The sequence below is a fragment of the Bacillus altaicus genome (assembly GCF_042136375.2).
GTDB lineage: Bacteria > Bacillota > Bacilli > Bacillales > Bacillaceae_G > Bacillus_A > Bacillus_A cereus_U.
This window is the reverse complement of sequence record NZ_CM143394.1, coordinates 2675258-2687338: the sequence shown is the minus strand read 5'-3', so window position 1 is coordinate 2687338 and position 12081 is coordinate 2675258. Positions and strand designations below refer to the sequence as shown.

The following is a 12081-nucleotide window of genomic DNA, read 5'->3' as shown; positions in this document are numbered from 1 at the left end:
CTAATACAGCGTTTTAAAGAAATGGTATTTACCTAATACTAGTTAAATTCCATACACAGTGAATAAAAATTGGTGCTAGTAATGAATTTTTTTCGGTATACATAACTAGTAACAATACTCGAAACAAACGGAAACACACGATATTCCATTAGGATATTATGTATTTAAAAAAAGAGAATATAAATGAATCGGTCATTTCGTTATACAAATTAATATCAAAAAGATATTCACACAACCTCAAGAATATAATTGCCCCAACAAAACTTAAAATACCATACAATAAACGAATGATCTGGTTGTTACCCATAAACCCCTCCTACTGCAAAAAAAGAGCGTGGATATTTTCCGCATCTCCCTAACTATATTTCACCATATATTAGAAAGTGTTTTTCCGTTTATTCGCAAACGTTCTTCACTCTGTTTTTTTATTACTTCGTATCAATTATTTTCTTTTTATAACTTTGTATTTTACTCGTTAACCCTATTAAAGCTGGTAATAAAATTGGCATAACAATTAAAGCTAGTAGTATAAGGGCAATGCCAACAACTAATGCCACTTGTATTAGCGTTAATACACCTGAAGGAATTAACGCTGCAAATGTCCCGCCTAAAATAAGTGCCGCTGATAATACGACTCCTCCTATGTGACGAGATGCATTTACAATTTTCGTTACTGAATCCCCTTCTAGCTCATTGTATCGCATCATTACGAAAATGCTATAATCCACGCCTAAAGCGACAATCATTATAAAGCTAAAGAATGGAACATTCCAGCTTAATGACTCTACGTTTAATAAGTGTGCACTAATTTGTTCACTTATACCAAGTGAAGCAAAGTAAGCTAATAGTAATGATCCAATAATAAAGATTGAATGTAAAAATGAACGTGTAATAACGAGTAATACAATCGCAATTCCAATTAACATTATTGTCGCAGTACGTAAGAAATCTTGCCCGGTTACTTCTTTTAAATCAACGTTTCTAGCTGTTGTCCCGCCAATCGCTTTTTTCACCGATTTTAATTCTGTACCATTTAACGTACCATCTATCGTTTTATTAATCTCTTGTATGATTGGCATCGCTTCTTTTGAATACGGATTTACGTCTAAAATAATTGTCATTTTAGCAATTTTTCTATCATGTGACATGTACGTATTCAATGCTTTTTGGAAATCTTCTCCCGCTAAAACTTCTTTTGGAATATAAAATTTCTCAGAGCTTTTTGATTCATTAAGCTCGCCTAAATATTTCTGAGCATCCCCTAGGCCGTTACTTACCTTTCCAAGCCCTTCTGTACTTTTAGATAAGCCTGATTGTAATTGTCCCATCTTTTCTTGCAGTTCTTTCAGTCCAGTTAATAACTGTCCTTGCCCATCGTTTATTTTCGTTAATCCGGATTGTAACTCAGTTGATTTGTTCGCAATTTGTTTTGAACCTGTAGCCCCTTCGCTCAATCCTTTGTTCAGCTCAGCAGCTCCTTTTTGTAACTTGGTAACTCCATTGTTCATTTCTTTTAAACCGTTATCTACTTTCAGTAACGATTGATTCGCTTCTTTAAATGAATTCATCGCTGCTTTATGCTGCACCGCCAATTGATTTAATTCTTTTGAAAGTCCAGTTAATTGTTTTTGGGCTTCTTTAGCAATTCCTAATGTTTGCTGTATGTTCGGGTCATTTGCTAATTCTGGTTTCGTTTGAATGAAATTGGTCATTAACGTTTCAATTTGTTCGTATCCTTTCTTCGCACCATCAATCGCTTGATTAATATTTCCGAAGTATTGATCGTAAGAACTTAAACCTTTTTCTAGCTGTGCATAGCCAGCATGAAGCTGTGAAGTTGCATTGGATAACACATTAACATTTTCGTTTAATGAAACTAACCCACTCTCAATTTGTTGCGCGCCTTGCGCTCCATCATTTATCCCATTCGATAATTGATTTAAGGCCGTTCCTAATGCTGATACTCCATTTTTCGCCTCGTTCGTTCCATCAATTAACTTTTGAACATTTGCGAGACTATTTGAGTCATTACTACCCATTTTGTCTTTCGCATCAGTTAATCCTTCATTAATTTCCTTTATACCACCATTGGCATCACCTAAGCCTGTATTTAACTCTCCCGCTTGTTTATTTAAATACAATTCTTTTATCTTATCACCAGTTGGACGCGTCGGTGAATATACTTCTGAAACTCCTTTAACTTTTGAAATTTTATCAGTTAGTTCATCTAAAGTTTGAAGAGAAGTCGCCTCATCTAATTTATTATCCGATTGAATGACTAACGTACTTGGTGAAGAAAAACCAGGTGGAAAATGTTCTTCTATTACGTTAATTCCCATCTTTGATTCATATTTATTATCCACTTCAAATAAATCATTGTAATTCAGCGTGTTAGAGTATTTTAATACAAAGGGAATCGATATCACAAATACAATGATTAAAGCTATAAATGGTCTTGCTACTGAGTTTTTCGCAAAGAACCCCCATAAACGACTATCCTCATGACCTTTAAATGTTTTTACTGGATAAAACATTCCTTTTCCTAATAACACCATGAAAAATGGATTTAAAGTGATTAATACGAGTAGTAATACTGCGACGCCAATCGCTACTGCTGAAGTAGATTGATATAAATTAAAACTCGCTAAAGCAAGTGATGCAAAACCAATGAGCACTGCTATCCCGCTATATAAAATGGTTTTCCCTGCCGATTTAAATGTCTCTTTCGTAGCTAAATATGCATTTTCTTGTTGACTTAATTCTTCTTTAAATCTCGTATATAATAAAATATTATAGTCTGTTCCCACCCCAAACAGTACGACAACTACAAATACTTGCGTAAAGTTAGAAAACGGAAAATTAAATTGATCTACAAGATGAGAAATAATCCCCATTGAGACTAAATACGATACACCAACTGTAAGAAGAGAAACAATCGGAACAACTGGTGAACGGAATACAATGATTAATACTACAAGAATGAAAATGATTGAAATAACTTCTGTCTTTTTCACTCCCTCTTGAGAGGATGTAAGAAAATCACCCGCTATTAAATCACTTCCTGTTAAGTACGTTTTAACTCCTTTCGGTTTAATTTTATTATGAAGTACATTTGCAACTTTTGATATTTCACCATGTTTTTTGTCTACCGATATTTGCGTTAAAATAGTCGTATTATCTTGAGAAACTAATTGTTTCTCAAGATCTTTATTATCTAAATGTGAAACTACTTCCTTAATTCCCAATTGCTCTTTTTCATTTTGTAAAGCGTTGATTGTTTTTGTTATTTCCTCTTTTTGTTCCTTCGTTAAAGCGTTTTTATCTCCACTATTAAAAACGGCTATAATTTCATACTTTTGAGCCCCTTCTTTATCCATCTCTTTTATCATTTTGTCAGCAATACTGCTTTGTTCTGTATTAGGAATCGTAATTCGCCCTTTTTCTTTCACTAATTTATCCATATTAGGCATCGTTACGACCATTGTAATAGTAATAACTATCCATAATAGAAAAGATAAACTTCTCCAATTTTTTAACTTACTCATATTAATCATCTCCCACTTTTAGAGGTTTATGTTTCCTTCGGAATGAATATTCATTCCTATTATTTGAAAACTATCATTTTGGAATGAACGTTCATTCCTATTAAATTATTTTATAAACGCTATTAAACTACTCTTACCAGAATGAATATTCATTCCTTTAGCTATACAAACATATCATCTCCTATTTTCATATCCATTTAGGAATGAATGTTCATTCCTATCCTTATAAAGCTATAGAATCAAATGATTCTAATAGCATTCCAAGAGCTTTCTTCCAATTCTTTTACTAATTCTTTTGAGTATTCTAATTGCCCTGTCGCCATTACTTTTGTTAATTTTTCAAGCGGCTGATATACAATAATAATTAAAGCAACTGGAGGTAATGGACGAAGAAGGCCTTTTTCAATCCCACCCTCTATAATATTCATAAAGAATCCTATAAAGTCGTCAAATATTTTCTTACTCTGTTCATCAAGAAAATAACTATCACAGTGAGAATTTGTAAAAAGAAAAGCATCCACATTGTTTCTCGCAAATTCAAATAAACGATTATACGTATGACTAAATTGTTCACGAATATTTGCTTCAACAGGAAAATCTGTTTTTATTGTTTCAGATAGTTGTAACATACTTTCTGAAAATAATGAGTTAACGAGTGCCTCTTTATTTTCAAAATAGCGATAAATAGTACCAGCGCCGACATTAGCTTTTTCAGCGATCATCGGAATCGTCGTACCATCGTAACCTCGCTCTGCGAAAAGTTGCATCGCAGCATCAAAAATATCCTCTTGTTTATTTTTAGCCACTTTTCCCACCTCAATTTCCAGGAATGAAAATTCATTCCGTTTTTAATTATAAATTACATGGGTTAAAAGTCAAGTGTGCGACAAAGTAATGTAGCATTTTTATATCCCATGATTGTGAATACAATTATATCAGCGATTTTCAAGATATATCGACTCACCGACAAAAACTGACAACGATTAGAGAAAGCTGTACCAAAATTTCTTTTGGAGACAGCTCGATTTCATATTTCCAAATTAAAAGAAATCATATATAAATGCTTCACGCACCGGTACTACATTTTCAAATACTCGTATCTCCTCTTCGCTTCCACTAATTAATTCCAGTTCATTTAGTTCTAATGGGCGCTTGTAGCCAAACATTATTGTAGATAGCGCATTAATATCCAGCCTAATTCCTTTATCTATTGTTTCTTCTTTCATAATTGTTATTTCATGATTTGCAAGTCTCACTGATACGTTATTCCACGGAGCAAATGAATCTGTAATATGTAAAATCACTTCTTGCTCTTCGTTGTTCCTATTCCATTCATATTGTTTGAAGAACTGTTCTACATCTACAATTCTTCCCATGAAATATGGAGTTACTTCTGCTTTTACTCGTGGTTCTTGTAATGTGTAAAGAAGTGGCTCTGTTTCACTTAGTATCATTTCAAGATCTTTTATCATAGAATCATGTTGGCAAATGAAATTCCAAAGGCCATTTCTCGCTTCATTATGCAGTGGAACAAATTCTTCTACTGTCATTTTAGAGTTCTCAATTTTATATAAAATGTAACCCGCCGCATTTTTATTTTCATCATAGTAAACAGCCAATGTTAATTCATGATATACCGCTTGTAGCCACCATTTAGACCCTCGAACTAACATACCAGAAAAACGTTCTGCAAATGTTTCATAGATCTTCTCGACCTCTTCTGGGTGATTTTCTTTATTAAATCGTTTCACAGTACCATTCACTTGTTTTTTCATAACTAAATCGCTCTTCGTCATATGACATGTAAGGCGATTCGCACAAAGTTCCCAGCCGTATTTGCGGTAAAATGAAACGGCAAATGGATGTAACATCGATACACTATATCCATCTTTTTTCATCGTTAGAAGTGAGTGCTGAAGCAACTCTTTTACATATCCGCTTCTTCTAAATTCTGGATACGTCGCTACCCCTGCAACACCGCCCATTTTAAACTTTTCTTTTCCTATGTAAATATGAAACGGAATGAGATGTAATTTAGCTGCTAATTCTTCCCCCTCCATAATGCCGTATATTTGATGACTTTCCTTCATTCGTGTAATTTTCTGCTCTACCGATTCTTCATTTACTTTATATTGAAAAGCATATTCTGATAAACGTAATGCTTCTCGGAACTTATCTTCTTTTAATTGTATAACGTTCATATATTTCTCCTCCATTCCTTGTTTGAATTGTACCATAATTCTTAATATTTCAGTGCGGTGAATGAAATTATATAGACGCTTCGACAAAGAATATCGACCTATCTTATATAAAAAAGCAGATACATTACGCATCTGCTTCTCATCAATTTATTTAGCTAACGTTTGAAGCTCTTCAAAAAATGTAGGATACGATACACCTACTGCTTCTGCATCTTCAATTGTTGTTTCTCCTTCAGCAATGCAGCCAGCAATCGCAAGCATCATTCCAATGCGGTGATCACCGTGACTATGTACTGTAGTTCCTTTTAGCTTACATTTACCGTAAATAATCATTCCATCGTCGGTCGCTTCTATGCGAGCTCCTAGTTTCGTTAGTTCAGCAACGACTGTATCGATACGATTCGTTTCTTTCACTTTTAGCTCGTGTGCATCTTTAATGACTGTAATTCCGTCTGCTTGTGTTGCTGCTAAAGCGATAATTGGAATTTCATCGATTAGTCTCGGAATAATATCCCCGCCGATTTCGATTCCTTTCAGTGACGATGTTTCAATTGTAATGTTTGCAGCAGGTTCTGATGTACCTTCGTTAATTGGCTCTCCAGTAAACGTAGCCCCCATTTTCTCAAGAACATCAATAATACCTGTACGAGTTGGGTTCATACCTACATTTTGTAATAGTAGTTTACTATTTGGAATAATTGCACCTGCTACTAAGAAAAATGCCGCAGATGATACATCACCCGGAACTTGAACGTCTGTTCCTTTTAGATTTTGTCCACCAGCTAGTTTTACAGTTCTCCCTTCGCGAGTTACTGTAACGCCAAACGCCTCAAGCATTCTTTCTGTATGATCACGCGAAACGTGAGGTTCTGTAACAGTTGTTACACCTTCAGCACGAAGACCTGCAAGTAAAATAGCTGATTTCACCTGCGCGCTTGCGACAGGTGAAGCATATTGGATCGCTTTTAAATCTCCTCCGCGTATTGTTAGCGGCGTAAACGTTCCTTCTTCTCGGCCATCAATTTTTGCGCCCATTTGCTTTAATGGATTTGTTACACGTTTCATTGGTCTTTTTGCAATAGACTCATCGCCCTGTACACAAGAAAAGAATGGTGTGTTTGCAAGTATTCCTGACATTAATCGGATCGTTGTACCAGAATTACCAACATCTAATACAGCTTTTGGTTCTTGCAAACCTTCTAAGCCTTTTCCAATTACCGTAACTTCGTCTTCATTTTGCGTAATCTCTACGCCCATTTCTTTAAAACAAGAAATCGTACTTAAACAATCCGCACCAGGAAGAAATCCTTTAATTGTTGTTTTTCCATCTGCAATTGCGCCAAACATGACAGCGCGATGCGAAATTGATTTATCACCTGGGATTGTAATTGCGCCATTCAATCCGCTAGTTACAGGTTGTATTGTAGTTACTTTCACATTTTCACCCTCTTTTTAAATTGTTTCATACGTTTGGTATTCTTCTTTTCCTAGCGCCAGCTTTGCCTTCATGCGATCTTCTTCTCTTTGGAAGCTAATTCTAAGCACCCCAAGTAATCCTTCGCGTGCTTCTAATATTTGCAGGTTTGTAATGCTAATTTCTTCTTCTGCTAAAATACTCGTAATATGAGCTAATGCCCCTACTTTATCTAAAACATCGACGTATAAGTCGTGATAGGCAGGAATTGCGCCCCTCTTTCGCACTGGTAAAGAATCACGGTATTCTTTTGCATCAGCAAAATAGTTTTGTATTTCACCTGCATCTCCTTTAGAAACCGTCTTATATAACTCTTCCATTTCTGAGATCCATTCTTCTAATAGTTCCAATAAATGTCCGCGATTTTGCTTTACGATATCACTCCACATTTTCGGACTACTTGATGCGATACGCGTTATATCTTTAAATCCGCCTGCCGCTAGTTGGTGAATAAGCGGGTTATCCCCTGCATGTTTCTCAACTTGTTTTACTAATCCTGCTGCGATAAGATGAGGAAAATGACTAACAATGCCTGTTACATAATCGTGTTCTTTAGTATTTAAAACGAGAAAATGTGATCCTGTTCCTTTTAACCATACTTTGAGCTCTTCCACTTGTTCATTTGGCACATGATTCATTGGTGTTAAAATGTAAAATGCATTTTCGAATAAATGTGCCTTTGCACTTTCAACGCCAGTTTTATGAGAACCTGCCATCGGATGTCCGCCGATAAAAGAAACTTCCTTTGAAAATAAAGCTTCCGCTTCATTCATGATTGTCCCTTTCGTACTTCCTACATCGGTAACAATAACATCTTCTCGTAAATGAAATGATGCAAGTTTGTGCAATAACTTTTTCGTTTCTTCAACTGGAGAGGCAAAAACAATTAAATTTGCCTCCTCACATGCACGCTGTAAATCTACTGCTACTTCATCAACTACATGTAATTCTTTTGCCCGCTCTACTTGCTCTTTAAATATGTCATAGCCGGTAATCGTTACATCGTGCTCTTTTTTTATCGCTAATGCAAGTGAGCCTCCTATTAATCCTGTTCCAATTAATACTACCTTTTTACACATTTGCCTCATCTCGAGACTTACCTTTTTTATTTTCAAAGTGTTGTTTTAACACTGAAATCACTCCCTCATTTTGTTCCCTTGTTCCAATTGTAATGCGCACGCCATTTGGAAACGGACGAATAATAAAACCAGCGTGCGCGCAAGATTCATAAATTTCTCCAGCATCATCTACTGGTAAGAAGATAAAGTTCGTTTGCGACGGATAAAACGGGATTTCATTTTCTGTACAAAAACTTTCGTACTGTTGTAATCCCTCTTTATTAACACGTACTATTTCCTCAATAAACGCTTCATCACTAAAGGCAATCGTTGCCGCTTTTTGCGCTAATGAAGATACGTTAAATGGCAAACGGACAACATTTAATTTCTCAATTAACTCTTCCTGTCCAATTGCATATCCGACGCGGAAAGAAGCTAATCCGTACGCTTTAGAAAATGTTCTAAGTACAAGAATGTTTTTATGCTTTTCCAGAAGTGGTAATATCTCTGGAAAATCTTTTGCTGTTACGTATTCATAGTACGCTTCATCAATGACAATTAACGTATTTTCACTAATACCTTCAATAAATTGAGTCAATTTTCGCTCATTAACATATGTGCCTGTCGGATTATTCGGATTACAAATCCAAACGATTTTTGTATGTTCATCAACTGCTGAAGAAATTTCGTCTAGATCATATACACCGTTATTTAAAGCAACTTCTTTCACTTCACAGTCTTCAATAATTGCATGATGACGGTACTGAGGGAATGTCGCGCCAGCAGTTACGATATTATCTCCTTTACAGAGCACTGCACGGCTTATAATTTGAATAACTTCATCGAGCCCGCTACCGCAAAGTATTTGTTCCATTTGCACTTGTAATTTCTCTGCAATCGTTTGACGGAGCGTTGTAGCTCCGCCATCTGGATACAATGCATGTTCCTGCCACGATTTTTGTAATTCTCCTAAAACACGAGGTGAACAGCCAAACGGATTTTCATTCGATGCTAATTTCACAAACGAATGATCTCCATACACTTCTTTCATTTGTTCTGGTGATTTACCTGGCTTATATGGTTGTAATGATGATAATTGATCCTTTACTTGCATGTTAAATCCACCTTTTCATTAAAATTCTTTTGCGTATTTGTTATGTTGCGAAATGTTTTGCTTTAGTAATTCCATGCGATCTTTTCCGAATTGTTCGACTAGTGCATCTGCAAGTTCCCACGCAACAACAGCTTCAGCTACAACACCTGCTGCAGGTACTGCGCAGCTATCAGATCTTTCAATACTCGCTTGGAACGCTTCTTTCGTATCAATATCTACGCTTGCTAACGGTTTATATAATGTAGGAATTGGCTTCATTACACCTCTTACTACAATTGGCATACCTGTTGTCATACCGCCTTCTAAACCGCCCGCATTATTCGTTTTTCTCGTGTATCCTTTTTCTTCATCCCACATAATTTCATCGTGCACTTTACTTCCCGGCTGTCTTGCCGCTTCAAAACCAATTCCGATTTCAGCACCTTTAAACGCATTCACGCTCATAATAGCCCCGGCAAGTTTTGCATCTAATTTACGGTCGTAATGAACATAGCTACCAACTCCAATTGGCATACCTTCTGCAATTACTTCAACAATACCACCGATTGAATCTCCACTACTTTTCGCATCATCAATCGCATCCATCATCTCTTGTTCTACTTCTTTATCTAAACATCGAACAGGTGAGTTTTCAGTAATCGTTTGAATTTCTTCAATTGGTAAGTTTGAAATACGCTTCGCTTGTACCCCACCAATTTCAAGAACATGCCCTGCAATTTCCACGCCTAATTCTTTCAAAATTTGTTTCGCAACTGCACCAGCAGCTACACGAACTGTCGTTTCTCTTGCAGAAGAGCGTTCTAATACGTTTCTTATATCACGATGACCGTATTTAATGGCCCCGTTTAAATCCGCATGTCCTGGACGTGGTTTTGTAATCGTACGCTTCATTTCTTTACTTTCTTGCTCTGAAATTGGATCTGCGCCCATTACTTTCGTCCAATGTTTGAAATCATCATTTTTTACGATTAACGTAATCGGTGAGCCAAGTGTCATCCCGTGACGTACACCACTTACAATTTCAACTGTATCTGTTTCAATTTGCATGCGTCTTCCGCGCCCATGCCCTTTTTGTCTTCTTAATAATTCTTTATTAATATGTTCCGCTGTTAATGTTAAACCTGCTGGTATACCTTCTAAAATAACTGTTAACTGCGGACCATGTGATTCTCCAGCTGTAATGTATCTCATTTCTCTTACCCCTTTATTATTTTTTTGTACAAAAAAGTCCCTACTGAGCGCTCAGTAGGGACGATGTTTATCGCGGTACCACCCTAGTTGTAGACTTCTTTCGTCTACCTCTCTTCTTCTTTAACGATCGTTTGACCGTCCTTCCCTTCAAAAGTTGGCGGGAAAGATGCTCCAAGGCTGTAATTCATGCTTACCTTTGTACTGATTCACACCGACCATCAGCTCTCTTTAACAGTGAGATAAGCACTACTGTTTCCTCTTCAGCGCATATATGATATGGAATTAAGCTAATTTATTTTTGAAACCTTTTAACTCATCCATGAATCTATGGAATTCTGGAATATCCATTTGTTGCGCAGAATCTGATAACGCAACTGCTGGGTCCGGATGTACTTCTGCCATTACTGCATCTGCTCCAATTGCAAGTGCCGCTTTCGCTGTTGGTAATAATAAATCTCTACGTCCTGTTGAATGTGTTACGTCAACGATAACTGGTAAATGTGTTTCTTTCTTTAAAATCGGTACTGCTGAAATGTCTAATGTGTTACGTGTCGCTCTTTCGTATGTGCGAATACCGCGCTCACAAAGAATAATTTGGTCATTTCCTTGTGCAATAATGTATTCCGCTGCGTTAATGAACTCATCAATTGTTGCTGCTAATCCACGTTTTAGTAATACTGGCTTATTAACCTTACCTACAGCTCGTAGTAAATCGAAGTTTTGCATGTTACGTGCTCCAACTTGAATTACATCAACGTATTCTAATGCCATTTCCACATCATTCGGATTTAAAATTTCACTAATAATCGCTAAGTCGAACTCATCTGCTACTTGTCGTAAAATTTGTAAACCTTCTACTCCTAGACCTTGGAAATCGTATGGAGATGTTCTCGGTTTAAAAGCACCACCGCGCATTAATTTAAGTCCTTGATCTTTCATTGCTTGCCCTACTTGGCGAACTTGCTCTAAACTTTCTACCGCACAAGGCCCCATAATGAACGTTTGTGTTCCGTTTCCAATCAATTCACCTTTAACATTAACAATTGTATTTTCTTTTTTCTTTTTACGTGAAACTAGTAATGCTTTACGGTTATCATCTTCTTGTAATTCTAAGCTTGCTTTGAAAATCGTTTTGAAAATATGTTGAATCGTTGACGTTTCGAATGGTCCTTCGTTATGCTCTGCGATCATATCAAGCACTTCACGCTCACGTACTGGATCGAAGCGTTTCGTACCTTGTACTTGTTTTTGCTCTCCAATTTTTTGAACGATTTCACCGCGTTTGTTTAAAAGGTGTAATAGTTGTAAGTTAATTTCATCTACCTGTTTACGTAATTGATCTAATTCATGATTTGCCATTTGGAAATCCTCCTCTAATGTTTTAAAAGTATAGTAAGAGAATGAAAAATTCTCTATTTTCTGAACTGGGTAATTATACAAACTTAAAGTGGAATCGATACCTCTTCTTATTTTAAACTAATAATTACCATAAAGACAC

At 36.2% G+C, this 12081-nt stretch carries 8 protein-coding genes and 1 other annotated feature; all 8 genes read right to left on the bottom strand.

What is annotated here, in order from left to right:
* Positions 1-428: 428 nt before the first annotated feature.
* Positions 429-3545: an MMPL family transporter gene (locus ACE38F_RS13950; protein ID WP_375368864.1), complete on the bottom strand. Its 3117-nt coding sequence runs from the start codon at positions 3543-3545 to the stop codon at positions 429-431.
* 239 nt (positions 3546-3784) lie between these two features.
* On the bottom strand, positions 3785-4351 hold the full coding sequence (locus ACE38F_RS13945; RefSeq protein ID WP_016105167.1) for a TetR/AcrR family transcriptional regulator: 567 nt from the start codon (positions 4349-4351) through the stop codon (positions 3785-3787).
* Positions 4352-4585: 234 nt separating this feature from the next.
* Complete coding sequence (locus ACE38F_RS13940) at positions 4586-5746, bottom strand: GNAT family N-acetyltransferase (protein ID WP_375368863.1); 1161 nt, start codon at positions 5744-5746, stop codon at positions 4586-4588.
* Between the two features lie 147 nt (positions 5747-5893).
* Positions 5894-7183: a 3-phosphoshikimate 1-carboxyvinyltransferase gene (gene aroA, locus ACE38F_RS13935; protein ID WP_375368862.1), complete on the bottom strand. Its 1290-nt coding sequence runs from the start codon at positions 7181-7183 to the stop codon at positions 5894-5896.
* A 15-nt stretch (positions 7184-7198) separates the two neighbouring features.
* Positions 7199-8299, bottom strand: coding sequence for a prephenate dehydrogenase (tyrA, locus tag ACE38F_RS13930; protein WP_215553411.1), 1101 nt, complete (start codon positions 8297-8299; stop codon positions 7199-7201).
* Positions 8292-9392: a histidinol-phosphate transaminase gene (gene hisC, locus ACE38F_RS13925; protein ID WP_375368861.1), complete on the bottom strand. Its 1101-nt coding sequence runs from the start codon at positions 9390-9392 to the stop codon at positions 8292-8294. Before hisC ends, tyrA begins: the two co-directional genes overlap by 8 nt.
* 18 nt (positions 9393-9410) lie before the next feature.
* A complete protein-coding gene (aroC, locus tag ACE38F_RS13920; RefSeq protein ID WP_375368860.1) occupies positions 9411-10583 on the bottom strand; it encodes a chorismate synthase in 1173 nt (390 codons plus the stop codon).
* A 53-nt stretch (positions 10584-10636) separates the two neighbouring features.
* Positions 10637-10856: a binding site (T-box leader), on the bottom strand.
* A 9-nt stretch (positions 10857-10865) separates the two neighbouring features.
* Complete coding sequence (locus tag ACE38F_RS13915) at positions 10866-11942, bottom strand: bifunctional 3-deoxy-7-phosphoheptulonate synthase/chorismate mutase (protein WP_341306484.1); 1077 nt, start codon at positions 11940-11942, stop codon at positions 10866-10868.
* Between the last annotated feature and the right edge of the window lie 139 nt (positions 11943-12081).